Here is a 26,188-nt window from a genome sequence, read left to right as displayed (position 1 = left end):
TGTCAGTGGCTCTTCAGATAACAGCCTCGATCAGGAACGGACCCTTGGTGTTTGATGCGGTTTTCAGCGCTTCAGCCAAGCCTTCCTCACTGTCGACCCGCACGCCTGGCACCCCATGGCCGGCGGCCAGTGCCACCCAGTCAAGCAACGGGTTTTCAATATCGAACATCGCACTGGCGTTGCGTCCGGGCTTCGGCGCGCCTTGCGCTTCCAGTTCGAAATGCAGGATCTGATAGCCCCGGTTGGCGACAATCACGACCGAGATGTCCAATTCTTCCCGGGCCGCGGTCCACAGGCTCTGGACCTGATACATGGCGGACCCGTCACCGGAGACCGCAAACACCGGACGGTCGGGGCAGGCGACTGCCGCACCCAGCGCATTTGGTAGACATTGACCAATCGACCCACCGGTGTTGTTGATCCGGTCATGGGCGGCAGCGGCGTTGACGAACGGCCAAATCCCGGCGCCGGCCGTCACGGCCTCATTGACCATAATGGCCCCTTCCGGGATGGCGTTGGCAAGACCGCGGCCAATCCCTTCGGCGGTCAGCGCACCCGGTTCAATGTCCGGGACGTGGCGTTCGATCCGCGCGATCGTCTCGCTGCCGTCAACACCCGCAGCTTCCGCCAACGTCTCAAGGGTCCAGAGCACATCCCAGTCGCCATAACAGAGCCGGTCCAGCGCGCACCCCGCCGGCTCCGGCGTGGACGGCTTGCCGGGATAGGCAAAGAAGTTCACAGGAGGATCTTCACCAACCAAAACAATCCGTGTCTGCCCGGCAAGGAACTCGGCGGTGAGATCGGCATTGTACGGCAAGCTCTCAAAGGCAACGGCGCCCTCGCCCAGTGCAATGCGCGGCGCAAAAAACGGCGCCAGCAACCGGCAGCCTGTTCTGGCAGCAATCTTGCCGGCCAGTTCCGCCCCCTCTCCGTAAAGTCCGGGGCCGCTCACCAAAAGAGCCGCGCCGGGTTCGCTCAAGGCTTTGGCCGCTGCCACAACGCGATCCTTGTCCGGCCGGTGTTTTTGAGCCGGAGGTTGGGCTTTGGCCGGGCCAGTTTGACTGTCTCCCCACGCACAATCCGCCTGCAGGATTACGGTCGCGATCTCGCCGCCGCGCGCAACCCGGATGGCCTCAGCTCCAGCGCTTGCCACCATGGTGCTGTCGGTCGCCCTGCGCACCCAATGGGAAACGGATCCGGCCACCCCGTCCAGATCGGCCTGCAGCGGCGCATCATGCTTGAGATGATAACCGGCGTGATCACCAACAATGTTGACGATGCCGGAGTGGCCTTTGCGGGCGTTGTGCAGATTGGCCCAGCCATTGCCGAAGCCAGGCCCAAGATGAAGCAGCGACCCGGCAACGTTGCCGCTCATCCGGGCATAACCGTCGGCAGCACCTGTAACCCCGCCTTCAAAAAGGCAGAGGATACAGCGCATGTCGGGATGGGTGTCGAGGGCTGCCACGAAGTGCATTTCGGACGTGCCCGGATTTGCAAAGCACACCGACACATCGGACGCCAGCATCGTCTTCACCAGCGCTTCTGCACCGTTCATGGAAAGCCCCCTCTTGAATTCTCAAAGTAATTTGAAAGACATGAATGTTCCTACCCATATCGGGCAATGCGTTCTCCGGGCAATCAAAAAATCCCCTTAGACGCATTCACTACGGAGCAAACTGTTTCATCACTCAGATTTCCAACACTGCACACGAGCTGCCGTGGTCTCAGACAGACAGTGCCGCGTGCGTTCGCGCGGTTTTTGTTTGACACAATTGAGGAAACGGTATCCATCGGAGCGCTCCATTCGGGACAGCGGATGCTCGTTCCCGATCGAACTGGAATTGGCAGAGGAACGTGGTGTGACATACAGCCTTGGGGTCGATACGGGCGGAACCTATACCGACGCGGTCATCCTGCGCGGCGAAGAAGAGGTCATTGCCACCGCCAAGGCGCTCACCACCCGGCACGACCTTGCTGTTGGTATTGGAGAGGCCGTCCGATCGGTGCTGGTGCAGGCGAAAATCGACCCTGCCGAGATTGAGCTCGCGTCCCTGTCCACCACCCTGGCCACCAATGCACTGGTCGAGGACCAGGGCGCGCGGGTGGCGCTCATCGCAATCGGATTTGACGCCAAGGATCTTGAGCAAGCCGGTTTGAGCGCGGCCTTGAAGGATGATTCAGTGCTGCTTTTGCGCGGCGGTCACAACCATGCAGGCTCCGAGGCGGCCCCTCTCGATGAAGAGGCGCTCGCGACATTTCTGAAAGATCTTGATCCAGGCGTGACGGCGCTTGCCGTTGCTGCGCGTTTTGCCACCCGAAACCCCGCGCATGAAAACGCGGCTGCCCAAAAAATAGCAGAGATCGCGGGCCGTCCTGTGACGATGTCGCACACGCTGTCCGCCAAGCTCAACGGACCAAAACGGGCGCTCACCGCGCTCCTCAATGCTCGCCTGATCGGCATGATCGACCGCCTGATTGGCCGGGCCCAGGATGCTCTTGTTCAGTTGGGCATCCATGCCCCACTGATGGTGGTGCGCGGCGATGGTGCCTTGATGTCGGCGGCCGACGCCCGAGCCCGGCCGATCGAAACGATCCTCAGCGGACCCGCAGCCTCGGTTGTCGGGGCCCATTGGCTGACCGGAGTTGATACGGCGCTGGTGTCCGACATCGGCGGAACCACGACGGACATTGCCCTGATCCGCAAAGGACGGCCGGCGATCGATCCTGATGGCGCCCAGGTGGGATCGTTCCGCACGATGGTTGAAGCCGTCGCCATGCGCACAATCGGCCTTGGCGGCGACAGCCAGGTCCATTTTCTCGACACGGGCCTGACCGGCGGCCTCCACCTTGGCCCGAAGCGCGTACTCCCCGTCTCCCTGATTGCTCATCTTGCTCCAGAGAAAGTGGTGCCGGTTCTGGAACAACAGGAACGTTCGGACTTCCCGGCCGAAGATGACGGCAGGTTTGTCCGGTGTGTCGGCGGTGTAATGGCCGAACAGGACCTGAACGCCCGTGAGAGCGAGCTGATGGAGCGTATTGGGGATGACATTCATCCTGTTTCTTCCATCGTTCGAAACCGCATGGAAAATGCCACGCTTGGACGCCTGATCGATCGCGGCATGGTACATGTGTCCGGGGTAACTCCCTCAGACGCTGCCCACGTTCTCGGTCTTCTCGATGTCTGGGATTCGAAGGCTGCGCGCCTTGCGCTTAAGAAGCTTGCGCGGCGGCGGCGCGGCGATGGCAAGGTGCTTGCGCCCAGCGCGAACGCCATGGCGCAGATGATCATTGATCAGCTGACGCAGCAAACCGTGGATGCGCTGCTCGAAGTGGCCTTTAGAGAGGAAGGCGGCCGGTTTCAGGACAACCCGCGCACCCTTGCACGCCATGAATTGTTGCAGGCTGGACTTTCCGGCCATGCCGGTTTCATCGATCTGCAAGCGCGGTTGAACGTGGAGGTGGTCGGCCTCGGCGCTTCGGCTCCGACTTACTATCCGGAAGTTGGCAGGCGCTTACGGTGCCCGATGCTCTTGTCCCAGCATGCCGGGGTGGCCAACGCCATCGGCGCCGTCGTTGGACGCATAACCCTGCGCCGCAGCGGCACTGTCACATCACCGGCCGACGGGCGCTACAGAGTGCATTTGGAGAGCGGACCGGAAGATTTTTCAGAAACCGGAGTCGCTCTTGACCGGCTGGAAACCGTTCTTCGCGCAGAGGCCGAAAAGGCTGCCAAGGACGCCGGTGCCGTCGGCATCCAGGTCTCAGCGAAGCGCGACGTGCGCTCGGTCGAGATCGAATCCCGGCCGATGTTCATTGAGGCTGAGATTGTCGTTGAAGCCAGCGGCCGGCCGCGCGTTGCCGTTTAACGCCTGGCAAAAAGAAAACGGGGCGGACCTGACGCCCGCCCCACTTATCATTTTTATTCCGCAGCTTCCGGCGTAACCTGTGCTGGTTCCGGCTCGGTCCATTTCAGGATCGGCTTGCGGGCGGCGCCCGTTTCGTCCAGGCGGCGGCGCGGGGCGAGATATGGCGCCCCGGAGAAGCGCTGTGTCTCTCCGCGTTTGGCGCTCATGACCAGATCCCGCATGGTGGCAACGAACAGGTCAAGCGAGGCGCGGCTTTCCGATTCCGTCGGCTCGATCAACATCGCGCCATGCACCACAAGCGGGAAGTACATGGTCATCGGGTGGTAGCCCTCATCGATCATCGCCTTGGCGAAATCAAGCGTGGTGACGCCTGTGTCCTTCAGGAAACTGTCGTCAAACAGAACCTCGTGCATGCACGGACGCTCGCCGAACGGCAGGCTCATCAGATCCTGCAAGCCGACCCGGACATAGTTGGCGTTGAGGACCGCATCTTCAGAGGCCTGGCGCAAGCCGTCCGAGCCGTGGCTCATCATGTAGCTTAGCGCGCGCACATACATGCCCATCTGGCCCTGGAACGCCGTCATGCGGCCAAAAGGCTGTTCGCCGTCTTTCGTGGCAGCTTCCGTTTCAACCAGCTCCAAGCCATCGTCCGTCTTGCGGATGAACGGCAACGGGGCAAACGGAGCCAGCTTGTCCGACAGGACCACCGGGCCGGAGCCCGGACCACCGCCACCATGCGGCGTCGAGAAGGTCTTGTGCAGGTTGATGTGCATGGCATCAACGCCAAGGTCTCCCGGACGAGCCTTGCCGACGATGGCGTTGAAGTTCGCGCCGTCACAATAGAAGAACCCGCCGGCCTCGTGGATACGGTCAGCGATTTCCTTAATGTCCCGCTCGAACAGCCCGCAGGTGTTCGGGTTGGTCAGCATGATGCCAGCGATGTTGCCGGTGTGCTCCGCGATCGTGGTCTTGAGAGCCTCCAGATCGACTGTCCCATCGTCCTTGGCATCAATGGAGACAACCTTGTAACCGAGCAAAGCGGCGGTTGCCGGATTGGTGCCGTGAGCACTTTCGGGAACCAATACGATTTCCGGGCTCCGGCCGGCCGCAGTGTGCGCCGCCTTGATCGCCATCATGCCGCAAAGCTCACCATGGGCCCCGGCTTTCGGGCTCATGGCAACCGCATGGGTGCCGGTGGAGACCATCAGCCAGTGGGCCAGCTCGTCAATCAGCTCAATCGCACCCGGGACGGATGACACCGGCTGCAGCGGGTGCACATCGGCAAAGCCCGGCAGGCGGGCCATTTTCTCGTTGAGGCGCGGGTTGTGCTTCATGGTGCACGAGCCAAGCGGATAAAGCCCGCTGTCGATCGCGTAGTTGTTGCGCGACAAGCGCACATAGTGGCGCATCGCCTCAGGTTCTGCGAGACCCGGCAGCCCGATCTCGGCTCGGCGGGCGTGACCGCCAAGCTCAAAATCAGGCCGATCGCCTTCGTCGAGATCAACACCGCAGTTTTCTAGAGAGCCCACCTCAAAGATCAACGGCTCTTCCATGTCGAGGCCGCGGTTGCCAGTAAATGTTTTCGGGCGGAAGCTCTCGCCCGCATCTCCTGCTGCCGTCGGGCGTCCTTGCGTGTTCATGCTCATGCCAGCACCTCCTTCAGCGCATCGGCAAAGGCCGCGCGGTCTTCATCCGTGTTGACTTCGGTGGAGGCCACCACCAGCAGATTTTCCAGATCCGCCTTGCCCGGCTCCAGGCGGGAGACCGGCAGGCCGGCGAGAATGCCTTTAGCTGCCAATGCCTCAACAACACCATCGGCTGCTTTCGGCAGGCGAAGGGTGAATTCGTTGAAGTAAGCCGAATTCAGCACGTCCACACCCGGTACGGCACCAAGCTGTTTCTTCAGCTTCACCGCGTTGCCGTGGTTGATCCGCGCCAACTGGGTCAGACCCTTTTGGCCGAGCAGCGACATGTGGATTGTGAAAGCCAGGCAGCAGAGACCGGAGTTGGTGCAGATGTTGGACGTCGCCTTGTCACGGCGAATGTGCTGTTCGCGGGTGGAGAGCGTCAGAACGAAACCGCGCTTGCCTTCCGCATCAACAGTTTCACCACAGAGGCGCCCCGGCATCTGCCGGACGTATTTCTGGCGGGTCGCAAAGAGACCGACATACGGGCCGCCGTAGTTCAGGCCATTGCCGATGGACTGGCCTTCGCCAACCACAATGTCCGCGCCCTGCGTCCCAGGAGGTTCAATGAGGCCGAGCGACACCACTTCGGTAAAGACGGCGATCAACAGCGCCTTGTGCTGGTGTGCCTTTTCCGCGATCGGTTTCAGGTCGATCAGCTGGCCATAGAAAGACGGTGACTGGACCACCACACAGGAGGTCTCGTCGTCGATCTGGGACAGAATGTCTTCCGTGCCCATTGGGTCGGCCGGCAGGCTGACGACCCGATCGCCCGCCATGTTCGACAGGCCCTCGACCACTTCCCGGTATTGCGGATGCAGACCGCCGGACAGGACCGCCTTGTTCTTCTTGGTGACCCGGTGGGCCATCAGAACAGCCTCGCCGGTGCCGGTGGAACCGTCATACATGGAGGCATTGGCAACATCCATGGCGGTCAGTTTGGCAACCTGGGTCTGAAATTCAAACAGGTACTGCAAGGTGCCTTGAGTGATTTCCGGCTGATACGGTGTGTAGGACGTTAGGAACTCCGAGCGCTGGATCAGATGATCCACGGTCGCCGGAACGTGGTGCTTGTAGGCGCCCGCACCAACAAAAAACGGCACGGATCCAGCCGAGGTGTTTTTCGCGGCCATCGCGGACAGCTTGCGCTCGACTTCCATTTCGCTGGCGCGTTTCGGCAGATCCAGAAGACTTTTGAACCGAACATCCTCTGGAATGTCGGTAAAGAGGTCATCAATCGAATTGACGCCGATGCGCGCGAGCATATCGCCGCGATCAGTGTCGGTAAGTGGTAAATAGCGCATTGTCTGCGGCTCCAGATTTACGGTGCGACCGTGCGGACCGGTTCCGGGTCCACCACGATCTCACATTTGACCGAGTTTGCGATGAAGCAGACGTCATGGGCCTTTTCGTGCAGATCCGTGATCCAGCTGGGATCCGGATCGCTGTCGGCGACCAACACGATTTCGGGCTTGAGGACCACCTTGGTAATGGCCATCTTGCCGCGGGCAATCCGGCTCATCTCGCCTTTTGCGCTGTCGCGGTAGCTGGCAACGACGTAACCGGCGCGCCGGGCAAGATCCAGAAACGACATCATGTGACACGACGAGATCGCTGCAACGAGCGCCTCTTCCGGGTCAACGGCTGCTTCAATCGAATAAGGCTGAGGCACAACGGTCGGCGAGGAGCTAGCCGGGATCTTCAGACCACCGTCAAACTGCCATATGTGGCCGCGCGAATATTTATTGGCCGCGTAATCCCCGTCACACGCCCATTCGACCACCGCCGTGTAGTAATGCCCCGCCATGGATCAAAGGGTCTCGATGTAGGCCTTGTAGGCCGTTTCATCCATCAGGTCGGAGAGCTGGCCTTCATTGCCAACGCTCATCTTGATGAACCAGGCTGCGCCTTCCGGATCTTCGTTGACCTTGGCGGGCTCATCAGCCAGCACGTCATTCGCTGCGGTGACCTCGCCGTCGATCGGCGCGTAGACTTCACTGGCAGCTTTCACAGATTCCACAACCGCGGCTTCATCGCCTTGGGACAGGGCCTTGCCGGTTTCCGGCAGTTCCACGTAGACAACATCGCCGAGCTGTTCCTGCGCATAGGCCGTGATGCCGATGGTGGCGGTGCCGCCCTCGACGGAGATCCACTCGTGATCTTTTGAGTAATAAGTCGTCATGTTTTGCGTCCGTTCTCTGGAAAAAAGTCAGGCTTTTGGTTTTCGGTAATAGCGGTTTGGCACGAAAGGCATGGCTGAGACCGTGGCCGGCAAACGGCGGTTGCGGACGATCAGCTCCAGCTGTGTTCCCTCGCTTGCGTGTTCGGCGGGGACATAGCCCATGGCAATCGGCGCGCCGACAGTCGGAGCAAAACCGCCGGAGGTCAGAATGCCTATGACATCCCCACCAGGCAGAGCGATTTCCGCGCCCTCACGTGCCGGGGCTTTACCGTCCAGCCGCAGGCCGACGCGAATGCGGTCTGTTCCCTCGGCCAATTCTTTTTGGATGCGGTCCGCAGCCGGGAACCCGCCTTCTTCGCGGCGCCGCTTTTGCATGCAAAAGGTGATGTTGCCTTCAACCGGCGACGTGGTTTCGTCGATGTCGTGGCCATAAAGGCAAAGTCCGGCTTCCAGACGGAGGCTGTCGCGGGCCCCAAGGCCGATCGCTTCGACCCGGTCATCCGCCAAAAGCGCGCGGGCAATAGCCTCGGCTGCTCCTGCAGGCACCGACATCTCAACACCGTCTTCGCCGGTGTATCCGGCGCGCGCGATGTGGCACGCAATGCCATCAAATTCCATGGGAGCTGCGGACATGAAACCGAGTTCGGCAGCAGCCGGTGCATGGGCTGCAACCGCCGCAACAGCTTCCGGGCCCTGCACTGCGATCAAAGCGCGGTCATCGACCACTTCGAGTTTGACCGTTTCCGGCAGCTTGGCCCGCAGGTGCGCGTAGTCGACATCCTTGCGCGCGGCATTGACCACCAGCAAGAGACGGCCATCATCGTTCGGATCGAGCGGACGGGTGACCATCAAATCGTCTATGATGCCGCCGTCTTCGTTCAACAGGACCGTGTAGCGCTGACGGCCATACCCAAGTTCAACGAAGTTGGACGGTGTCAGGGCTTCCAGTGCTTTGGCGGTGGTCTCGTGATCCGGGCCGATAAGCACCGCCTGGCCCATGTGGGACACATCAAACAAACCCGCTTTCGCGCGTGTGTGCTGGTGTTCACCCATGATGCCGAGCTTGTATTGAACGGGCATGGAGTAGCCGGCGAACGGCACCATTTTGCCGCCCAGCTCGATATGAAGGTCGTGAAGAGGCGTTTGTTTCAGATCTTCGTCTGCAACGGTTTCCGCCATGAACGGTCCTCGCGTTAGGGGTTGCGCAGTCCCGAACCTCGCCGCGAACGGTCTCGATTCGTCTGCACCCCCTCTGTCCGAGTACCTGAGAGATTTCCCAGCCAAACCAAACCGGCCTGGTGGTTACTCCTTCGGTGAGCAGTCCGCGCATGTGTTGGCGCAGATCACTGCTTTCCAGAGCGTTGAAGCCTCTGCGGTCCTTTTGCCTGAGAGTTTCCGGGGCGGTTGCTCCTTCGGCGCCAGGATCTTCTCACCTGGCCTCTCCCGCAGTGGCATTTCGTGCCAGAGACACGATCATCAGGGAACGACCCCAATTTCGCCGCGATTGTGAGTGGCCGACACCACCTTGTCAATATGCGGCAATCAAACTGTTCAATCGCGAAAGCCAGATGCCAATAGGGATGGCCCTAAGACCCCTGGCTTAGCGCCGACGCCCTTCGTCAAAACCAAACTGGATTTTGCTGCCCTGGTTCATCGGAATGACGAATTTCTCATCCACATAGGTCCATTGTTGCCCGCGGCCACCGGCTTCGATGGAAACCGGGATCTGGATCACTTCAGAAACCAGCGGTTTTTGATCCGCATCGGAAGACGCTGGGATCGTGACACGCAGCGGCAGAACAACATCGCCACCTCTCCACGCCGGTCCGGGTGTCACGTCACCTGTGAACCCGAGCTTCAAACGGCGCTGGCCGTCGGCTTCTTGGGAACAGCTGACCGCCGAATCTTCCACCAGAGCCTGGTAGATCAGGCCGTCGCGTTCCCCGTCCTTGCCCCTTACAAACTCACGGATCAGGTGGGAATTTGTTTTCATCTGCAGCGGCGGACACGGCACTGGCGGCGCAAATGTCTCGCGGGAGACTTGGACCGGTTCCGCACCGCCCGAAATCACGTTCTCCGCGATATCTCCGGTTGCGCCGCATCCTGTCAGAAAAGCGGCACATAATGCGACCGAAACCGCGGTCTTGCTGTTGACATGAGACAGTGCTTGGAACGCCTTGAACATCGTGGACCTGTTGAAAACTATGTATTTGGCGCAGCTTCATAGCAGTTGACCGGCCACTTGGCGAGATGGCGGTGGGTATTTGTTGACCCTGCCCCTATATCAGAAAGCACGCCAACCGGGTTGACAGAACAGCGTCACAAGCCCTTATTGCGCCAAAGCAGGCTTTTAAATGAGCACCATGACACAGACCGCGACAAACAAACCCTCTCTGGAGATCAAACTGTGCGCCCCGCGCGGGTTTTGCGCAGGTGTTGACCGGGCAATTCAGATTGTCGAACTGGCCCTTCAGAAATATGGCCAGCCCGTTTATGTTCGCCATGAGATCGTGCACAACAAATATGTCGTGGACGGGTTGAAAGCCAAAGGCGCGGTCTTTGTTGAAGAACTGGATGAGATCCCGGCGGAGCACGCCGAACGCCCCGTGATCTTTTCTGCTCACGGCGTGCCGAAATCCGTGCCTGCCGATGCCCAGCAACGCAACATGTTTTACCTGGACGCGACCTGTCCGCTGGTTTCCAAAGTGCACAAGGAAGCGGAGATCCATTTCCGGCGTGAGCGCGACATTCTCCTGATTGGCCACGCCGGGCACCCGGAAGTGATCGGCACGATGGGACAGCTCCCGGAAGGCACGGTCACCCTGATCGAGACCGAGGACGACGCACGGCGGTTTGAACGCGAAAGCAGCGACCGTCCCCTCGCCTACATCACGCAGACCACGTTGTCCGTTGATGATACCGCAGGGATTGTCTCCGTCCTTCAGGACCGGTTTCCGGACATCGTCGCCCCGCACAAGGAAGACATCTGCTACGCCACCACCAATCGCCAGGAAGCGGTGAAACATGTGGCCCCGGGCGTTGAGGCCATGATTGTGGTAGGCGCGCCCAATTCATCAAACTCGCAAAGACTGCGGGAAGTCGCCGAGCGGGAAGGCTGCCGGGTTGCGGTCCTTTTACAACGGGCTGATGAGATCAACTGGGCAGATTTTGAGGGCGTTACCAGCCTTGGCTTGACAGCCGGAGCCTCTGCGCCTGAAACACTGGTTGAAGAGATCATTAGCGCGTTTGACGCGCGTTTCGACGTCACGGTCGAGATCGTGCGGACGGCCGAAGAGACCATCGCCTTCAACCTGCCGCGCGAGTTGCGGGATATGCCCGCCCAAACTGAAAAAGCCACCGGATAACAAGAATGGCCGTTTATACGGAAGTCAGCGATGAAGAGCTGAACGCCTTCATCGCACAGTATGATGTCGGGCAGCTTCTGTCCTACAAGGGCATCGCTGAAGGCGTTGAAAACAGCAACTATCTCGTTCAGACTGACACGGCCTATTTCATCCTCACCCTCTATGAAAAGCGGGTGAACCCTGACGACCTGCCTTTCTTTTTGAAACTCAAGGAACACTTGGCCGGCAAGGGCCTCTCCTGCCCCACTCCGGTCGCCTCGCGAGACGGAGAGCTGCTCGGCACACTTGCTGGACGGCCCGCAGCCCTCGTCACATTTCTTCAAGGCATGTCGGTCAAGCGGCCGCGTCCGGAACATTGCGAGGAACTCGGCAAGGCCATGGCTGCCATGCACTTGGCAGGGGCCGATTATGAACTGACCCGCAAGAATGCACTGGACCTGAACGGTTGGCGGCCGCTGTTTGAACAAAGCCAAGACCGCTGTGACACCGTCCATCCGGGACTGGGCGCAGAGATCACCACCGAGCTGGACTTCCTTGAGAAGAACTGGCCGAAGGATCTCCCAGCCGGCGTTATCCATGCCGATCTGTTCACGGACAACGTGTTCTTCCTGAACGACCGCCTGTCCGGCCTTATCGACTTTTATTTCGCGTGCAATGACGCCCTCGCCTACGACATCGCCATCTGCCTCAACGCATGGTGTTTTGAGCAGGATCTGGCGTTCAATGTCACCAAGGCCAAAGCCATGCTCAAAGGATACACATCCGTGCGTCCGCTAACGGCTGCCGAGTTTGACGCATTGCCCGTGCTTTGCCGCGGAGCTGCGCTGCGCTTCCTGCTGACACGTCTTTATGATTGGCTGAGTGTTCCTGAAGGCGCGCTTGTCACCCCGAAGGACCCGATGGAATACCTGAAAAAACTGCGGTTCCACCAAACCGTCGACAGCGCCAACGCATACGGGCTTGAAGGATGAGCCAGGAAAATCGCGTGACGATCTACACGGATGGTGCCTGCTCCGGAAATCCCGGCCCAGGCGGCTGGGGTGTTATCATGCGCTTCGGCGAACATGAGCGTGAACTGAATGGTGGCGAGGCCGAGACCACCAACAACCGCATGGAACTGACAGCGGCGATCGAAGCGCTGAACGCCCTAAAACGCCCCTGTGCCGTCGATCTTTATACCGACAGCACATATGTGCGCAGCGGTATCAGCGAGTGGATGTACGGCTGGAAGCGGAAGAACTGGAAGACGGCCGCGAACAAGCCCGTCAAGAATGCGGATTTGTGGCAGGCTTTGGACGCAGCCCGCGAACGCCATGATGTCACCTGGCACTGGGTCAAAGGCCATGCGGGCCACCCGGACAACGAGCGCGCAGACGAATTGGCGCGCGGCGGTATGGAACCGTTCAAGAAAAACAGTTAAGCACTCAGCGTCGCTGCCAAAGAGCAAGGATTTCGGGTGATCGATTCGCTGCAGACCGCTCCGGTTTTATCCGGAGTTGAGGCCCCGGAGACGGCTGGCCTCGTGCTTATCATGGCCAACCCGACATCGGGCGGCTACAACAGCCAAAAATTGCAGGATGTCAAAGGCCTTCTCGAAGCTGGCGGCTGCCGGGTTGATCTGCGTTTGACAACCCATGCCGGTGAGATCGGCGAGGTGTGTGCCGCGCCGGGGTTGGCTGCGGAGACGCTGATCATTGCCGGTGGCGACGGATCGGTCAACGAAGCCCTCACGGGGCTGCAGCACAAAAAACGCGTCCCCAACCTGGCGATCATCCCCTTTGGGACCGCGAACGTTCTGGCACTCGAGCTTGGCCTGCCAAAAGGCGCTATAGAGATTGCCCGGATGATCCTGAACAAGCGCACCAAACCGCTGCACTATGGTCTGGCCAATGATCGTCCGTTTGTTCTGATGGCATCGGCCGGATTTGATGCCGAAGTCGTCCACGCGGTCCCGCTGGACCTGAAGCGGCGCTTGAAGAAATTTGCCTATGTGATCACCGCGATCCGGATCGGACTGACACGCAAGGCGACGCCGCTGACAATCTCCCTAGATGGCGCTGCGCCGGTTGACGGGCGCTTTGCCGTTGCCAGCAATGCCCGGCATTACGGCGGCCCGTTTGTCATCTGCCCAGGCGGTGCGACAGATCCTGGTTTGCATATCCTGATATTGGAACGCGACGACCCCTGGTCCTCGATCCGTTACAGCATCGCGTTGATGCTGGGCCGGATCTCCAAAGCCAAGGGCGCAACTGTTCAAGCCTTTCAGAAGGCGGTTATTTCCAGTCCGGGACCGGTCGCCGCGCAAGTGGATGGTGATCCGTTCGCGGTCACGCCACTGCACATTCAGGCCGCGGCAAATTCGGTTCCGATTCTTGTTCCCTAACGGCTGAGGCTGTTTATGCCGAAGCGGCTTCTGCCATCGGCATTTTCCGCAGCATCTTGGTCGCCTCCGCAGCTGATACGGCCTCGCCGAAATAGAACCCTTGTGCGTATTGGCAGCCAAGTTGGAACAGCTCCAGCGCGTCGTTTTCGCTCTCCGCGCCCTCGGCGACCACAGACATGCCGAGGTCGTGACCCATGGCGACGATCGTGCGCAACAGCACCGGACGCGCGGCAGACCCATCGGGTTTGACGAAGGCCTGATCAATCTTGATCGTGTCGAACGGGAACCGCTGCAGATAGGACAGCGATGAATGGCCCGTACCAAAATCGTCCAGGGACAAGCCGGCACCCAGGCTGCGCAACCGCTCCAGAACCTTTGCCGAATACTCCGGGTTGGACATGACGAGCGATTCCGTCAGCTCCAGCTTCAGCGTCCCGACCTCCAGCGAGTTCCGGGACAGGATCGCCTTCACATCATTGATCAGGTCCTGCTTCAAAAGCTGCCGGGATGACAGGTTCACGGACGCAAACAAAGGCCGCGGCATCGGAAATTCGCGCTGCCAGAACGCCAGCTGACTGGCGCCCTTGTCGAGCATGTACATGCCAAGATCGTTGATCAGACCCGATTGCTCGGCAATTGGAATAAACTCGGCTGGTGAAATCTTGCCGCGCTTCGGATGGTTCCAGCGCGCCAGCACCTCAAATCCGGCAATCGCCTGGTCTTCCAGTCGAATGATCGGTTGGAAGAAGACACCAAGCGTCTCCTTTTTAATGGCTTCGCGCAGGTCTGCTTCCAGGTCGACAATGTTCTTGCCGAGGGGACGCAGGATCGGCCGGTATACTTCCTGGCGGTCACCCCCAAGGCGCTTGGCGTGATTCAAAGCGATTTCGGCGTTGGTCAGCATGTCCTCAACCGCCTGCTTGCCGCCTTCAAAGAAGGAAATGCCAACAGAGCAGGTCAGGAAGATTTCGCGGTCGCTGAATGTGATGGGCGCGCGCACGGCCTTGCGCAACGCATCGGCCAAGGCAACGATCCGGTCCGGCTCATTCTCTGACAGGAGCACAAGTCCGTACTGGTCGCTGGACAAGCGTCCCAACGTGTCCTGCTGGCCGATGAGGCGGCCCAACCGCCGTGCGACGGTCAACAAAATGCTGTCGCCGGCGGACAGGCCAATGCTGTCATTGACCTGCTTGAAGCGGTCCAGATTGATGACAAGCACGGTCGGCTTGGTTGTCTCTTCCGCCTGAGCCCGCACCACGCTGGTGTGCAAACGGTCAACGAACAATTCCCGGTTTGGAAGGCCAGTCAGATTGTCGTGGACCGCATCGTGCAACAGGCGTTCTTCGGCGGTACGCTCTTCGGTGACATCGAGCATCGTGCCGACGCAGCGGATGACTTCGCCATCGGCGCCCACTATTGGCCGGGCGCGCAGGCGGAACCACCGGAAGTGACCGTCCTCAGAGCGCAGACGAAATGTCTGCTGGATCTTGCCGCGCCGCTGATCAATCACCGCGTCGAGCGTTGCCCGGAACCTGTCCCTGTCTTGCGGATGCAAGATCTCCAGCCAATCCCGCGCAGGCCCTTCCAAGGTGCCGTGCTTGAGATTCAAGAGATCTTCGACTTCGTTGCCCGTATAGATCTTGTCACGGTCGATGTCCCAATCCCAGATGATGTCTCCAGCACCGGTGAGTGCCAGCGCCTTGCGCTCCACATCAGAGATGAGCCCTTGGGCGATTGCGCCACCAGCAAAAGCATGCTGCATCACCGTGAAACCGATCAGCAGAACAATCAGAACCAGTCCACCACCCAGCGCCGGCTGGACGATGTCGTTCGACAGACGGCCTGTCACCGTCATGGCCGCACCAATCAGCCAGGCAATCAGCAAACACCAGGTCGGGATCAACAGGATCGCCCGATCATAGTGTTGATACGCCAGCACAGCGATTGTGACGAACCCCAGGATGCCGATGATACCCAGAGACAGACGGGCAATACCGGCTGCAATTGACGGGTCCCAAACCGCAACACCAAGCAGCCCCAATAGAAGGATCAGGGTCGTCAGTGCCAGATGGGAATAGTGAATGTTCCAGCGGTTCAGGTTCAAATAGGCATAGAGAAAGATGATCAGGCTGGCGGCCAGCATGACTTCCGCAGAGGCCCGGGCCAGCTGGCTACTACCGCCTTCCAGCTTGAAGACCATGCCCCAGAAGCCGAAATCAATACAGAGATAAGCGAGGACCGACCATGCCAAAGCCGCCGTCGCCGGGAACATGACTGTGCCCTTGACCACGAACAAGATCGTCAGGAAGAGGGCGAGCAGGCCCGAGATGCCAAGAATGATGCCGCGATACAACGAATAGGCGTTGACCGTTTCCTTGTAGACATCCGGTTCCCAAACCCGGATTTCCGGCAAATTCGGCGTTGTCAGTTCAGCCACGAAGGTGACGACAGAACCAGGGTCCAAAGTGACCAGGAAGACATCGGCTTCGAGGCTTTTCTGGCGAGACGGCGCGATCCCCTGGCTCGGGGTAATGCTGGCAATCCGTGAGGATCCGAGATCCGGCCAGAACAGATCGGACCCCACAAACTTGTAGTTCGGGGCAACGATCAGGCGGTCGACCTGTTCATCACTGGTGTTGGCAAGTGCGAAGACAGCCCAGTTGGTGTTTTCCCCGCTGCGCGATGGGACTTCGATCCGCCGAACAATTCCGTCCGCACCCGGCGCGGTTGACACCTGCAAACGGGTTCCGGCGTCCCTGTGCATGTCAATCGCGTTGGTGATGTCCAGCGCCTCAATATCCAAGGGCACCGAAATCGGCTCGAGCGCACGGGCGGCCTGCGGCGCAACGATAAGCATCATTGCGGCAGCCACTAAAATGGCGCTTCGGATCAGATTGAAAATATGGACCGGCACAGAAATCGACATGGGGCGAAGAACTACCGGTTTGGAGCACATGTCACAAGAAGTCTTTCAAAATTCCTTCGACGAGCGGCGACACCGCATCCGGACGCGCCGCGTGGTCTTCCGCTAAACAGGAGAGCAAAAGATGGTCCTGCCAAGTTCCGTTTATTAACAGATAGTTACGCGCATATCCTTCCCGGTTGAACCCCGCCTTTTCCAAAAGACGGATGGACGGTGTGTTGGTTGGAATGCAGGCAGCCTCAATACGATGAAGGTTCAGAACGTCGAAACAAAACGGCAAGAACATGGCGACAGCCGCCGACATGTGCCCTTTGCCCGCGTGACGCTCCCCCATCCAGTAGCCAAGCGTTGCCGACTGGCTGACCCCGCGCCGGATGTTGCTGAGCGTCAGTCCACCCAGCAAGTCGTCATTGCGCGCGTTGAAAAGGAGGAATGTCAGGCTGCGCCCTTCCTTGCGATCGCGCGCATAGCGGCGCAGGCGGCGCCGGAAACCGGATTTGGACAGATCATCAGACGGCCACAACGGTTCCCAAGGCGTCAAAAAGGCCCGGCTATCGCTGCGAAGCAAGCACCAGGCCTTGAAGTCGCTCATGATCGGGGGGCGCAGATAATGCGCGCCGGCTTCTATAAGAAGCTCGGCGTCGGGAGGTGGACCTGGGCGAAGGAGAGACATGCCGGTCCTCGCCCTATTACATTGATGCAGCCTGCCGGACCGGCGCCTGCTGAAGCCGCGCCGCCAGCTCATCGGCAGTCATGATGCCGTTGATCGGACCGATTGCCGTCAGTGTCGGCGTTGTGCCAACGAAGGTGTTGTAAGCTGCCTCGCGAATGTCTGCTGCGGTGACAGCCTCAATCTTGGCCGAGATCTCATCTGGCGCCAGAACCCGGCCATGCACCAGGATCTGGCGGGCTATCTGACCGGCCCGGGCCGCCGGGCTCTCCAGAGCCATCATCAAACCGGCACGGATCTGCGCCCGGGAGCGCGCGACTTCGTCCTCGGTGATCGTATGGGCGGCAGACACCAGCTCATCTGCAATCATCGGCATCAGGGCGCCGAGATCCTCGTGACTCGTTGCGGCGTGAATACCGAACAGCCCCGTGTCGGAAAACGCCCAGTGGAAGCTGTAAATCGCGTAGCACAGGCCATGCTTTTCACGAATTTCCTGGAACAAGCGCGACGACATGCCCCCGCCCAGCACGGACGCCAGAATCTGGATGGCGTAGTAGTCTTTGGCCTTGTACGGGCGGCCCTCAAAGCCGATCAGGACCTGCGCTTCCATCAGGTCCTTGTTGAGCAGCTTCTCACCACCTGAATAGCGGGCATCAGGATCCGGGGCGGCCGGTTCGCTGTTGATGGCGCCAAACTTTTGGCGCGCGAGTGAAACAAGCTCATCATGGTCCACCGCGCCGGCAGCCGACAGCACCATGTCCGGTGCCCGGTAGCGGCTTGTCAAATAGTCGTTGAGACTGTCGCGGCCGAAGCCTTGCACGGTTTCCGGTGTGCCCAGGATCGGACGGCCAATTGCCTGTTCCGGCCAAGCTGTCGCCTGGAACAAATCAAATGCCTGGTCTTCAGGAGCATCGTTGGATGCACCGATCTCCTGCAGGATCACGTGTTGCTCGCGCACGAGCTCTTCGGCCTCAAAGGTCGAGTTCTGCAGAATGTCCGCCAATATATCGACGGCAAGCGGAAGGTCTTCCGCCAGGATCCGCGCATAGTAGTTTGTGTGTTCAATGCTCGTAGACGCGTTCAGTTCGCCGCCAACAGCCTCGATTTCTTCCGCAATTCCGCGTGCCGACCGGCTCTTCGTTCCCTTGAACGCCATGTGTTCAAGAAGATGCGTAATGCCGTTTTGATCCGCGTTTTCCGCTCGTGATCCGGTGCGGACCCACACACCAAGTGCTGCCGTCTTCAGGTGCGGCATTTGGTCGGTGACGACGGTTAGGCCATTTTCGAGAACTGTTGTTTCTACTTTCATTCAGTTACACCCCTGCCCCCACGGCACGGGCGTGTTTTTCAATATATTGTTCGACCGCGCCCTGCTCGGCCGCCAGAACCTGCTGGCGCTCCTCGGCAAACATCATGTCTTTCAGATTTTCCGGAAGATCCGGACGGACACCGCTTGCTGCTTCGACAGCATCCGGGAACTTGGCCGGATGGGCGGTGCCCAAGACAACCATCGGCGTTTCACCGCTCGAGTGCGCTTTGGCAACATGCACGCCGATTGCCGTGTGTGGATCAAGCAGATAACCCGCCTCTTCCCAGAGTTCAGCAATGGTTGCCGAGGTTGCCTCTTCATCACACCGGCCGGCGGCGAAATGCTGACGCATCTCAGCGAGAGGCCCGTCTTCGATCGTAAAGCTGCCGGACTGGTTCAGCTGGTTCATCATCCGGCGTACTACATCACCATCTCGTCCGTGCACCTCTGAGAGCAGACGCTCAAAGTTGGACGACACCTGGATGTCCATCGACGGAGAAATCGTCGGGTGAACACCCTTTTTCTCATACCGGCCGGTTTCAAGCGTGCGGGCCAGGATGTCGTTGACGTTGGTTGCCACCACCAGCTTGTCGACCGGCAGGCCCATTTTCATGGCCGCATAACCGGCGAAGATGTCCCCGAAGTTGCCGGTCGGAACGGTGAAGGACACTTTACGATGCGGTGCGCCCAGTGCGGCACCAGCCACGAAGTAGTAGACGATCTGAGCCAAAATGCGCGCCCAGTTGATGGAGTTGACCCCGGACAGGGCCACGCGGTCGCGGAAATTGAAATGGTTGAACATGCCTTTGACGATCGCCTGGCAATCATCAAAGTTGCCGGTCAAGGCCAAGGCGTGCACGTTCGCTTCAGTCGGCGTTGTCATCTGACGGCGTTGAACATTTGAAACCCGGCCATCCGGGAAAAGGATGAAAATGTCCGTCCGATCCCGGCCGCGGAAGGCTTCGATGGCCGCCCCGCCGGTGTCACCCGAGGTTGCCCCGACGATGGTTGCGCGCAAGCCCCGCTGCGTCAGCACGTAATCCATCATCCGGCCAAGCAGCTGCATGGCGACATCCTTGAACGCCAAGGTCGGACCATGGAAAAGCTCAAGGATAAATGTGTTGGAGCCCGTCTGAACCAAGGGCGTGACCGCCGGGTGCCGGAACCCGGAATAGGATTCCGCGATCATCGACTTCAGGTCCGCATCCGGGATGGCCCCGTCAACAAACGGGCTAATCACCGCAAACGCGACATCCTCATAGGATTTTCCAGCGAAAGAAGCGATGGTCTCAGCATCGAACTGCGGCCATGTTTCTGGAAGATAAAGACCGCCATCGCGGGCAAGTCCCTGGAGCAAAACGTCCGAAAACTCCAATACAGGTGCATCACCGCGCGTACTGCTGTATTTCACCGCGTCACTTCCTCTAGTGTTTCCAGCCGGGTTAGAGGCATTAGAGCCCTTCACCGACCGTAAGCCTCAACCCTACCCGAATTTTGTCAACTTTGGAACAAAGCAAGCCAGTCTAGCGACTTACGCGCCATCCTAATCGGACGCAAGCCACAGGTCGGTAAAAAGTGTCCGATTTCCGGCAATCCTGCTGACCGGTGACGCCTCAGGCGTGTCCGGCGTCTGAAAACAACATGGCTGGATCAATCCCGAGACTGCCGAGGGCCCGGTGCCATTTTTGTTCCGAATTCGCATCAAACAGGATGTCCCGATCCGCCGGGGCAGTTAGCCACCCATTTGACTGGATTTCATTTTCCAGCTGACCGGGGGCCCAGCCAGCATAACCAAGCGCCAACATCGCCTGCCGCGGCCCGGTGCCTTCGGCCAAGGCTCTCAAAATCTCCAGCGTCGCTGTCAGGCAGATCCCGTTGTCGATCGCAAGGGTCGATTGATTGAGTTGAAAATCATCGCTGTGCAGGACGAAGCCTCGCTCAACCTCAACCGGTCCGCCCTTATGGACGCTCATGCCCCGCACCTGAGGTGGCAAGCGGATCGCATCGTCGTCATTCACGATGTCCAGTTGGATCAGCAACTCTTCAAGAGACAGATGTTTTGCCACTTGATTGACGATCAGGCCCATTGCGCCTTGTTCGGAGTGAGAGCACACATAGATGACCGAATGCTCGAAGCGGCTGTCCGCCATGCTGGGCATAGCGATCAGGAATTGACCCTCCAGGGTGTCTGCTGCTCCGATTTCGGACATACGCACCTCGTTACTGTTCAACGCCCACCGCCTTCATTCCTCAGCATAGCCCCAATAGGACTTCATGTTAATGACTGATTGAGTCGCATGCTCACAATCGCGTCACGAGGATATGACCATTCGAGCGTTGTGCGATGCTGACGCGCCTTCTGCTTTGGTGTAGCTGTAAGTCCATGAAATCAGCTTTCGCACTCATCCTTTTTCTGGCAATCACACTCCCAACCGCAGCTTTTGCTGCGGCCAGTGAATGGGTCACCGTCAAAGGTGGTGCTGTTCGACTGATCACGGCGGGACCACCTGAAAACGGCACTTACTGGGCGGGACTGGAGTTTCAACTGGAACCAGGCTGGCACACCTATTGGCGCTATCCGGGCGAAGCTGGCATACCGCCGCAAATCACCTGGACGAACACGTCCAACATACAGGACAAAGAAGTTCTCTACCCGGTTCCGGAGCGATACAGTGATGGGTTCTCAGACTCCATCGTCTACCACGACGGCATTATCCTGCCGCTAAAGATCTCGCCGGAAGATACCTCCAAGCCTGCGCAGATTTCGCTGGAGCTGTTTTTTGGCGTTTGCAAGGACATTTGCGTGCCGGGCGAAGCCACTTTGTCCCTTCAACTTGACCCGGATGCCCGCCCGGACAGCCTTTCAGCAAAACTGATCAAACGCGATTTACAGGCCGTCCCCGGCATCGCCCCAACTGGCGGACTGAATATTGTCTCTGTCACGCTTGTTGAAAGCGATGGAAAGCGTTTGAGAATTGAAGCTGAAACCGGATCAGTGGGCACTCTGGATCTGTTTGCGGCGGGGCCTGAAGGCTCTTACATCGCTCTGCCGAAACTGGCCGAAGGTGAAACAGGTAATCCCGTTTGGCACTTGTCGACAAAGGGCCTGAAAACAACCGCTTCCGATACGAGCCTGCGCTTGGTTTTGTCCGACGGCGAAAACGCGCTGGAACACCTCGCACCGATCCAACCGGATTGGTTGAACTAACTTCTTTCGCAAAGATTTCTCGGCTCTCCCTCGACGGTCTGCTCTGGAAGCCCTATCTCTCCAGCGGGCTGCGGAATAAATGGCAGCGGTTTTTTAACAAGGGGATTTAGACATGACACTCAAGGTGGGCGACAAGCTGCCGGATGCAACATTCAAGACCATGACTTCCGATGGTCCTGGTGAAATTTCAACAGCAGACCTGACGTCCGGCAAAACAGTTGTCCTGTTTGGTGTTCCAGGTGCCTTCACGCCGACGTGCCACATGAACCACCTGCCCGGCTTTGTCGAGCATGCCGATACACTGAAATCCAAAGGTGTCGACGCGATCGCTGTCGTTTCCGTCAACGACGTGTTTGTCATGGACGCGTGGCAGAAAGCCTCCAATGCCAATGCGATCACTTTTCTCGCTGACACCGGGGCAGAGTTTGTCGAAGCAGCCGGTCTCGGCCTTGGCCCGGCACCGATCTTTGGGCACCTGCGGTCTCAACGGTTTGCTCTGATTGCAAAAGACGGTGAAGTCAGCTTCATCGCCGTCGAAGACAGCCCGGGCGATGCGACCAAGACTGGCGCCGCAGCAATCCTGGAAGCGCTTTAATCCACGTTCGCTAAATGCTCCTGCTTACGCGGCCACAATACGGCGGCCGCGTAAGCCAGGAAAACCCCAATGAGGGTTGCTGCAAGACCAAACCATGTCAGCGCATATCCCAGATGATCGTTCTTGAAACGCACAAGGGTCTCACCGGCCTGAGGTAAACCACCGTCCGGCGTATGCACGGCTTCCAGGTCGATGCTGTAGGGCGCAAGGTTTCCGCTGACGTTCATTGCTTCCGCCATGGCATCTGTGTCGCGGGCAAACCAGAGTTTTGCATTCAGGTCCGGCGCCGGCGTGGTCCAGACAGGCGTCTCACTCAGTCGCAATAGTCCAACCAGCGTCAGGTCTCCTGGTGGCGGAGTGAGAGCTTCGCGCTTGATATCGTCCGGAACGCCATCGGGCAAAAAACCCCGGTTGATCAAGACCCTCCATCCCTCTGCCGTTTCGAATGGACTGTAGACGAGTTCGCCCGGCCCGCCATACGTGCCGACCGGATCGGTGAGCGAAATGTAATAGAAAACGTTTTGGTCCAGGAAACGGCCCGTGACCGAGACCCGGCGGTAATCGTCCTCATCACCGAGCCCCTCCCAATCGGCTATGCCGGGCGCGGCCACCGGGGCCGATTTCAAACCGGTTTCAACTTGTTCTATCAGCGTTTCTTTTTCCGCCAACCGCCGAACTTGCCAGAAACCAAGATTCAACAGGATCGCCAATCCAATCAAAGCAGCAACGGCAGGAATGATGAGTTTACGGGCGCGGCCCATTGGCAAGTTTCTTTCTTACAACTGGTCAGTTTGATCGCCGTCGTTGTCCAGACGGCCTTCTTCCGCCTTATGCCGGTATTGCACGGCAATCATCAAGCCTTTTAAGGGGCGCAAAATGCCACCCGCAAGAACTACGGTCAGGGGCAGCCAAAGGATCAGATGGAGCCAAACGGGAGGTTGGAATGACAATTCAACAAAGAGCACCAGGCCGACGACAATGAACCCGACAATCATGATGACAAAGACGGCTGGCCCGTCCCCGCTGTCGGCAAAACTGTAATCGAGCCCGCAGGTGGAGCACGACCCTTTCACGCTCAAGAACCCGTCGAACAATTTTCCCTGGCCGCAGCGCGGGCATGCGCCTGATAGTCCGGCGGTGACCGGGTTGACCGGTGGGAAATGTGCCTTGTCTTCCATCATTTGGCTCCGGGGCCGGATTTGAAAAACGCCCGGTCGGATGATCCGCCGGGCGCTTGTTTTTCTAGTGTTCGTTGAGAACGTCTTCCGGCTTATTCGCCCCAGATGTAGATGGCGACAAACAGGAACAGCCAGACAACGTCAACGAAATGCCAGTACCAGGCTGCTGCTTCGAAACCGAAGTGCTGCTCTTTAGTGAAGTGGCCAGCAAGGGCACGGAACAGGCAAACCGCGAGGAAGATAGTTCCTACGACGACGTGGAAGCCATGGAAGCCCGTCGCCATGTAGAACGTTGCGCCGTAGATGTTGCCGCTGAACCCAAAGGCTGCGTGGGTGTACTCGTAGATCTGGCAGATGGTGAAGAGAACACCGAGCAGAACGGTCAGCGTCAGACCCCACTTCAGGCCTTCACGGTCATCGTGCAGCAGCGCATGGTGTGCCCAGGTAACGGTGGTGCCGGACGCAAGCAGGATCAGCGTGTTGAGCAGCGGCAAGTGCCACGGATCAAAGGTTTCGATGCCTTCCGGTGGCCAGACACCGCCCGTTGCTTCAGCGCGCGCAAAGTTGATTGCTTCGCCAGCAAACAGGGCCGCATCGAAGTAGGCCCAGAACCAGGCAACAAAGAACATCACTTCAGACGCAATGAACAGTATCATGCCGTAACGCAAGTGCAGCGACACAACTCGCGTATGATGGCCTTCATGCGCTTCCTTGATGGTGTCACGCCACCATGCGAACATCACATAAAGAACAATCAGCAAGCCAACTGCGAACAACATCCACTTTGCAGCGGACAACTCCAGGCCAAAGAGTTCGAAGGAGTTGCCGGAGGCGTAGCGCATCCAGGCAATCGAGCCGAGTGCGAGAATGAAAGCGCCAACGGACGCCATAAACGGCCACGGACTGGGTTCGACCAGGTGGTAATCGTGGTTCTTGGTATGTGCACCAGCCATTGGCAAGCTCCCCAAACACATTCTGTACGGGCGCAAAGCGCCAGTTTCTTACAAGTTCGTTTCAGCCGCAGGCGAATCTGCCCGCGCCGCAACAGGTTGTTCCGGTTGTTCTACCGGGAAGAAGGTATAGGACAAAGTGATTTCCTTCACATGCTCAAGCATGGGATCCTTGTCCATCTCCGGGTCGACAAAAAAGACGACCGGCATTTCGACTGACTCGCCAGGGTCCAGCGCCTGCTCGGTGAAGCAGAAACAGTCCAGTTTATTGAAGTAGACGCCCGCCGACGTCGGTGTGACGTTAAACGTGGACGTGCCAACGGTCCGCCCATCGCTGACATTTGCCGCAATGTACGGCAACTGCGCGGTTTCGCCCATTTTCAGGGTAACTGAGCGTTGGGCAGGTTTGAAGTCCCAGGGAAGCGCGTGATTGACGTTGCCGTCAAATCGAACAGTGATCACGCGATCGATCACCATTTCGCTTTCCTGTTCCGCAACCTGTGTCGTGCCGCCGAAGCCGGTGACCCGGCAGAAAAGATCATAAAGCGGGACGGCTGCGTAGGCAGCAGCGATCATAAAACTGAACATACCCAGGCAAGCAAACGCGACCTTGCGATTGCTGCGGGACAGGTTGTTCTGATCGTTGACTTCGGTCATCTTACCTCTCGTTACAACGGACGGTTCATGATGTCAGGCCCCAGCTTAACAATCGTCACCAGGTAGAACAGCAAGACAAGAGCAGCCAGCACAACCGCGATCGCGATCGATCGGGAGCGGCGCTTCTTTTTCTGCTCGTCGGTGAGAACAATTCCCTGTTCGTTGTTGTCCATATCCGTCAAATCCCCGCTACCAGGCTTTCGCCGAGAAGAAGTGCAAACAGCATGAACAGATAAAAGATCGAGAACTTGAAGAGACGAAGGCAGGCTTTGCGCGCAACGTCGCCTTCCCGCTTGCGCCAGATGTCGGCAGCCATCGCAACGAAGGCCAATCCAAGAAGACCGGACGCAACACCGTAAAACAGGCTGGCATAACCCATGAAGTATGGTGCCACGCCAATCGGTGCGAGCAGGATGGAGTAAATCAGAATCTGGTGGCGGGTGTTGGTTTCACCGGCGACCACCGGCAGCATGGGAACACCGGCCGTTTCGTAGTCACCTTTTTTGAACAGCGCCAAAGCCCAAAAGTGCGGCGGGGTCCACATGAAGATGATCAGGAAGAGAACGAAGCTTTCCAAGCTGACGCCACCTGTCACGGATGCCCAACCCACCATCGGAGGGAATGCACCAGCCGCACCGCCGATAACAATGTTCTGCGGTGTCGAGCGCTTCAGCCACATCGTGTATATGACAACGTAGAATGCGATCGTGAATGCCAGGAATGCGCCGGCGAACCAATTCACCAGCAGTCCGAGCGTTAGGACGGAGCCGATCGACAGTGTGATGCCGAATGCGAACGCTTCTTCTGGTGTGATCTTTCCTGCCGGGATCGGCCGTTTTGCGGTGCGCGACATCACTTCGTCGATGTCCGCGTCATACCACATGTTCAAGGCACCGGATGCGCCTGCGCCAATGGCAATGCAGAGGATCGCCACGGCGCCGAGGACAGGATGAATGGAGCCTGGTGCCAGCATCATGCCGACAAAAGCGGTGAAGATCACCAAAGACATCACGCGCGGTTTCAGGAGCGCCACGTAGTCGCTCACTGACCCTTCGCCACCGTTCCAAACGGTGCTGCTTTGATCCATCAAATCCTGGCGCTCTGCGAGCGACATGGGCGCGTCCCTTAATTCTTTATCTTCTGCCGGATTGGGTGCCCAACTCAGGGCCCGGTTCCGGACAGGTTGTTTTCAAGAGCGCACCGCGCCGGTGTCCGGC

25 protein-coding genes and 1 riboswitch are annotated in these 26,188 nt (G+C 58.8%); of the genes, 7 read left to right on the top strand and 18 right to left on the bottom strand.

What is annotated here, in order from left to right; translation table 11 throughout:
* Positions 1-13 precede the first annotated feature (13 nt).
* Positions 14-1,555: an acetolactate synthase large subunit gene (locus RBB44_RS03725; RefSeq protein ID WP_306149920.1), complete on the bottom strand. Its 1,542-nt coding sequence runs from the start codon at positions 1,553-1,555 to the stop codon at positions 14-16.
* Positions 1,556-1,763: 208 nt separating this feature from the next.
* Here RBB44_RS03725 and RBB44_RS03720 point away from each other — a divergent pair, with 208 nt between their 5' ends.
* The gene (locus RBB44_RS03720) at positions 1,764-3,866 is read left to right on the top strand and encodes a hydantoinase/oxoprolinase N-terminal domain-containing protein (RefSeq protein ID WP_371932321.1); all 2,103 of its coding nucleotides are present in this window, start codon (positions 1,764-1,766) and stop codon (positions 3,864-3,866) included.
* Positions 3,867-3,919: 53 nt separating this feature from the next.
* Here RBB44_RS03720 and gcvPB read toward each other — a convergent pair whose 3' ends face one another.
* The 6 genes from gcvPB to RBB44_RS03690 form a co-directional block, all read right to left on the bottom strand.
* Positions 3,920-5,512: an aminomethyl-transferring glycine dehydrogenase subunit GcvPB gene (gcvPB, locus tag RBB44_RS03715; protein WP_306149919.1), complete on the bottom strand. Its 1,593-nt coding sequence runs from the start codon at positions 5,510-5,512 to the stop codon at positions 3,920-3,922.
* Positions 5,509-6,855, bottom strand: coding sequence for an aminomethyl-transferring glycine dehydrogenase subunit GcvPA (gene gcvPA / locus RBB44_RS03710; protein WP_306149918.1), 1,347 nt, complete (start codon positions 6,853-6,855; stop codon positions 5,509-5,511). The genes gcvPB and gcvPA overlap by 4 nt, the downstream gene beginning before the upstream one ends.
* Positions 6,856-6,872: 17 nt before the next feature.
* On the bottom strand, positions 6,873-7,358 hold the full coding sequence (locus RBB44_RS03705; RefSeq protein ID WP_306149917.1) for an OsmC family protein: 486 nt from the start codon (positions 7,356-7,358) through the stop codon (positions 6,873-6,875).
* Between the two features lie 3 nt (positions 7,359-7,361).
* Complete coding sequence (gene gcvH, locus RBB44_RS03700; protein ID WP_306149916.1) at positions 7,362-7,733, bottom strand: glycine cleavage system protein GcvH; 372 nt, start codon at positions 7,731-7,733, stop codon at positions 7,362-7,364.
* A 27-nt stretch (positions 7,734-7,760) separates the two neighbouring features.
* Positions 7,761-8,912: a glycine cleavage system aminomethyltransferase GcvT gene (gene gcvT, locus RBB44_RS03695; protein WP_306149915.1), complete on the bottom strand. Its 1,152-nt coding sequence runs from the start codon at positions 8,910-8,912 to the stop codon at positions 7,761-7,763.
* Positions 8,913-9,096: 184 nt separating this feature from the next.
* Positions 9,097-9,189: riboswitch (glycine riboswitch) on the bottom strand.
* A 144-nt stretch (positions 9,190-9,333) separates the two neighbouring features.
* Entirely contained in the window at positions 9,334-9,918 is a 585-nt protein-coding gene (locus tag RBB44_RS03690; RefSeq protein WP_306149914.1) for a hypothetical protein, read from the bottom strand.
* A gap of 178 nt (positions 9,919-10,096) precedes the next feature.
* On the opposite strand from RBB44_RS03690, the gene ispH reads away from it, so the two are divergent.
* Genes ispH through RBB44_RS03670 form a run of 4 tightly spaced genes read left to right on the top strand, consistent with a single transcriptional unit; the run spans position 10,097 to position 13,481 of the window.
* A complete protein-coding gene (gene ispH, locus RBB44_RS03685) occupies positions 10,097-11,098 on the top strand; it encodes a 4-hydroxy-3-methylbut-2-enyl diphosphate reductase (protein ID WP_306149977.1) in 1,002 nt (333 codons plus the stop codon).
* A 5-nt stretch (positions 11,099-11,103) separates the two neighbouring features.
* Positions 11,104-12,069, top strand: coding sequence for a homoserine kinase (gene thrB, locus RBB44_RS03680; protein WP_209172717.1), 966 nt, complete (start codon positions 11,104-11,106; stop codon positions 12,067-12,069).
* The gene (gene rnhA / locus RBB44_RS03675) at positions 12,066-12,518 is read left to right on the top strand and encodes a ribonuclease HI (protein WP_306149913.1); all 453 of its coding nucleotides are present in this window, start codon (positions 12,066-12,068) and stop codon (positions 12,516-12,518) included. Before thrB ends, rnhA begins: the two co-directional genes overlap by 4 nt.
* Before the next feature lie 36 nt (positions 12,519-12,554).
* Positions 12,555-13,481, top strand: coding sequence for a diacylglycerol kinase family protein (locus tag RBB44_RS03670; protein ID WP_306149912.1), 927 nt, complete (start codon positions 12,555-12,557; stop codon positions 13,479-13,481).
* 13 nt (positions 13,482-13,494) lie between these two features.
* Here RBB44_RS03670 and RBB44_RS03665 read toward each other — a convergent pair whose 3' ends face one another.
* The 5 genes from RBB44_RS03665 to RBB44_RS03645 form a co-directional block, all read right to left on the bottom strand.
* A complete protein-coding gene (locus tag RBB44_RS03665) occupies positions 13,495-16,341 on the bottom strand; it encodes an EAL domain-containing protein (RefSeq protein WP_371932319.1) in 2,847 nt (948 codons plus the stop codon).
* Positions 16,342-16,438: 97 nt separating this feature from the next.
* Complete coding sequence (locus tag RBB44_RS03660) at positions 16,439-17,077, bottom strand: GNAT family N-acetyltransferase (protein WP_133948333.1); 639 nt, start codon at positions 17,075-17,077, stop codon at positions 16,439-16,441.
* 16 nt (positions 17,078-17,093) lie between these two features.
* On the bottom strand, positions 17,094-18,383 hold the full coding sequence (locus tag RBB44_RS03655; protein ID WP_306149910.1) for a pitrilysin family protein: 1,290 nt from the start codon (positions 18,381-18,383) through the stop codon (positions 17,094-17,096).
* Positions 18,384-18,387: 4 nt separating this feature from the next.
* Positions 18,388-19,794: a threonine synthase gene (gene thrC / locus RBB44_RS03650; RefSeq protein ID WP_306149909.1), complete on the bottom strand. Its 1,407-nt coding sequence runs from the start codon at positions 19,792-19,794 to the stop codon at positions 18,388-18,390.
* A 202-nt stretch (positions 19,795-19,996) separates the two neighbouring features.
* Positions 19,997-20,593, bottom strand: a complete 597-nt coding sequence (locus RBB44_RS03645; protein ID WP_209172690.1) for a YqgE/AlgH family protein — start codon at positions 20,591-20,593, stop codon at positions 19,997-19,999.
* Positions 20,594-20,766: 173 nt separating this feature from the next.
* Here RBB44_RS03645 and RBB44_RS03640 point away from each other — a divergent pair, with 173 nt between their 5' ends.
* On the top strand, positions 20,767-21,591 hold the full coding sequence (locus RBB44_RS03640; protein WP_306149908.1) for a protein-disulfide reductase DsbD domain-containing protein: 825 nt from the start codon (positions 20,767-20,769) through the stop codon (positions 21,589-21,591).
* 112 nt (positions 21,592-21,703) lie between these two features.
* Positions 21,704-22,186: a peroxiredoxin gene (locus tag RBB44_RS03635; RefSeq protein WP_209172686.1), complete on the top strand. Its 483-nt coding sequence runs from the start codon at positions 21,704-21,706 to the stop codon at positions 22,184-22,186.
* Here RBB44_RS03635 and RBB44_RS03630 read toward each other — a convergent pair.
* The 6 genes from RBB44_RS03630 to RBB44_RS03605 form a co-directional block, all read right to left on the bottom strand.
* Positions 22,183-22,947 (bottom strand): SURF1 family protein, encoded by a 765-nt coding sequence (locus tag RBB44_RS03630; protein WP_306149907.1) that lies wholly within the window; start codon positions 22,945-22,947, stop codon positions 22,183-22,185. The two genes, RBB44_RS03635 and RBB44_RS03630, sit on opposite strands and share 4 nt — an antisense overlap.
* Before the next feature lie 15 nt (positions 22,948-22,962).
* Positions 22,963-23,367, bottom strand: coding sequence for a DUF983 domain-containing protein (locus RBB44_RS03625; RefSeq protein ID WP_306149906.1), 405 nt, complete (start codon positions 23,365-23,367; stop codon positions 22,963-22,965).
* 89 nt (positions 23,368-23,456) lie between these two features.
* Positions 23,457-24,317: a cytochrome c oxidase subunit 3 gene (locus RBB44_RS03620; protein WP_133948349.1), complete on the bottom strand. Its 861-nt coding sequence runs from the start codon at positions 24,315-24,317 to the stop codon at positions 23,457-23,459.
* Between the two features lie 48 nt (positions 24,318-24,365).
* Complete coding sequence (locus tag RBB44_RS03615) at positions 24,366-24,971, bottom strand: cytochrome c oxidase assembly protein (protein WP_306149905.1); 606 nt, start codon at positions 24,969-24,971, stop codon at positions 24,366-24,368.
* A gap of 11 nt (positions 24,972-24,982) precedes the next feature.
* Positions 24,983-25,144 carry a hypothetical protein gene (locus RBB44_RS03610; RefSeq protein WP_166672681.1) on the bottom strand — a complete coding sequence of 54 codons (162 nt, stop codon included), beginning with the start codon at positions 25,142-25,144 and terminating at the stop codon, positions 24,983-24,985.
* Between the two features lie 5 nt (positions 25,145-25,149).
* Complete coding sequence (locus RBB44_RS03605; RefSeq protein WP_133948355.1) at positions 25,150-26,085, bottom strand: heme o synthase; 936 nt, start codon at positions 26,083-26,085, stop codon at positions 25,150-25,152.
* Positions 26,086-26,188: the final 103 nt, after the last annotated feature.

It is taken from the genome of Roseibium sp. MMSF_3247, assembly GCF_030733765.1.
Classification (GTDB): Bacteria; Pseudomonadota; Alphaproteobacteria; order Rhizobiales; family Stappiaceae; genus Roseibium.
This window is presented reverse-complemented; position numbering and strand designations above follow the sequence as displayed.

What these genes read in the sequence shown, in the direction of transcription:
- RBB44_RS03725 (WP_306149920.1), bottom strand. Translation starts at nt 1,555, where the DNA reads ATGAACGGTGCAGAAGCGCTGGTGAAGACGATGCTGGCGTCCGATGTG.
- gcvPB (WP_306149919.1), bottom strand. Translation starts at nt 5,512, where the DNA reads ATGAGCATGAACACGCAAGGACGCCCGACGGCAGCAGGAGATGCGGGC.
- gcvPA (WP_306149918.1), bottom strand. Translation starts at nt 6,855, where the DNA reads ATGCGCTATTTACCACTTACCGACACTGATCGCGGCGATATGCTCGCG.
- RBB44_RS03705 (WP_306149917.1), bottom strand. Translation starts at nt 7,358, where the DNA reads ATGGCGGGGCATTACTACACGGCGGTGGTCGAATGGGCGTGTGACGGG.
- gcvH (WP_306149916.1), bottom strand. Translation starts at nt 7,733, where the DNA reads ATGACGACTTATTACTCAAAAGATCACGAGTGGATCTCCGTCGAGGGC.
- gcvT (WP_306149915.1), bottom strand. Translation starts at nt 8,912, where the DNA reads ATGGCGGAAACCGTTGCAGACGAAGATCTGAAACAAACGCCTCTTCAC.
- RBB44_RS03690 (WP_306149914.1), bottom strand. Translation starts at nt 9,918, where the DNA reads ATGTTCAAGGCGTTCCAAGCACTGTCTCATGTCAACAGCAAGACCGCG.
- ispH (WP_306149977.1), top strand. Translation starts at nt 10,097, where the DNA reads ATGACACAGACCGCGACAAACAAACCCTCTCTGGAGATCAAACTGTGC.
- thrB (WP_209172717.1), top strand. Translation starts at nt 11,104, where the DNA reads ATGGCCGTTTATACGGAAGTCAGCGATGAAGAGCTGAACGCCTTCATC.
- rnhA (WP_306149913.1), top strand. Translation starts at nt 12,066, where the DNA reads ATGAGCCAGGAAAATCGCGTGACGATCTACACGGATGGTGCCTGCTCC.
- RBB44_RS03665 (WP_371932319.1), bottom strand. Translation starts at nt 16,341, where the DNA reads ATGATGCTTATCGTTGCGCCGCAGGCCGCCCGTGCGCTCGAGCCGATT.
- RBB44_RS03660 (WP_133948333.1), bottom strand. Translation starts at nt 17,077, where the DNA reads ATGTCTCTCCTTCGCCCAGGTCCACCTCCCGACGCCGAGCTTCTTATA.
- RBB44_RS03655 (WP_306149910.1), bottom strand. Translation starts at nt 18,383, where the DNA reads ATGAAAGTAGAAACAACAGTTCTCGAAAATGGCCTAACCGTCGTCACC.
- RBB44_RS03645 (WP_209172690.1), bottom strand. Translation starts at nt 20,593, where the DNA reads ATGTCCGAAATCGGAGCAGCAGACACCCTGGAGGGTCAATTCCTGATC.
- RBB44_RS03640 (WP_306149908.1), top strand. Translation starts at nt 20,767, where the DNA reads ATGAAATCAGCTTTCGCACTCATCCTTTTTCTGGCAATCACACTCCCA.
- RBB44_RS03635 (WP_209172686.1), top strand. Translation starts at nt 21,704, where the DNA reads ATGACACTCAAGGTGGGCGACAAGCTGCCGGATGCAACATTCAAGACC.
- RBB44_RS03630 (WP_306149907.1), bottom strand. Translation starts at nt 22,947, where the DNA reads ATGGGCCGCGCCCGTAAACTCATCATTCCTGCCGTTGCTGCTTTGATT.
- RBB44_RS03625 (WP_306149906.1), bottom strand. Translation starts at nt 23,367, where the DNA reads ATGATGGAAGACAAGGCACATTTCCCACCGGTCAACCCGGTCACCGCC.
- RBB44_RS03620 (WP_133948349.1), bottom strand. Translation starts at nt 24,317, where the DNA reads ATGGCTGGTGCACATACCAAGAACCACGATTACCACCTGGTCGAACCC.
- RBB44_RS03615 (WP_306149905.1), bottom strand. Translation starts at nt 24,971, where the DNA reads ATGACCGAAGTCAACGATCAGAACAACCTGTCCCGCAGCAATCGCAAG.
- RBB44_RS03610 (WP_166672681.1), bottom strand. Translation starts at nt 25,144, where the DNA reads ATGGACAACAACGAACAGGGAATTGTTCTCACCGACGAGCAGAAAAAG.
- RBB44_RS03605 (WP_133948355.1), bottom strand. Translation starts at nt 26,085, where the DNA reads ATGTCGCTCGCAGAGCGCCAGGATTTGATGGATCAAAGCAGCACCGTT.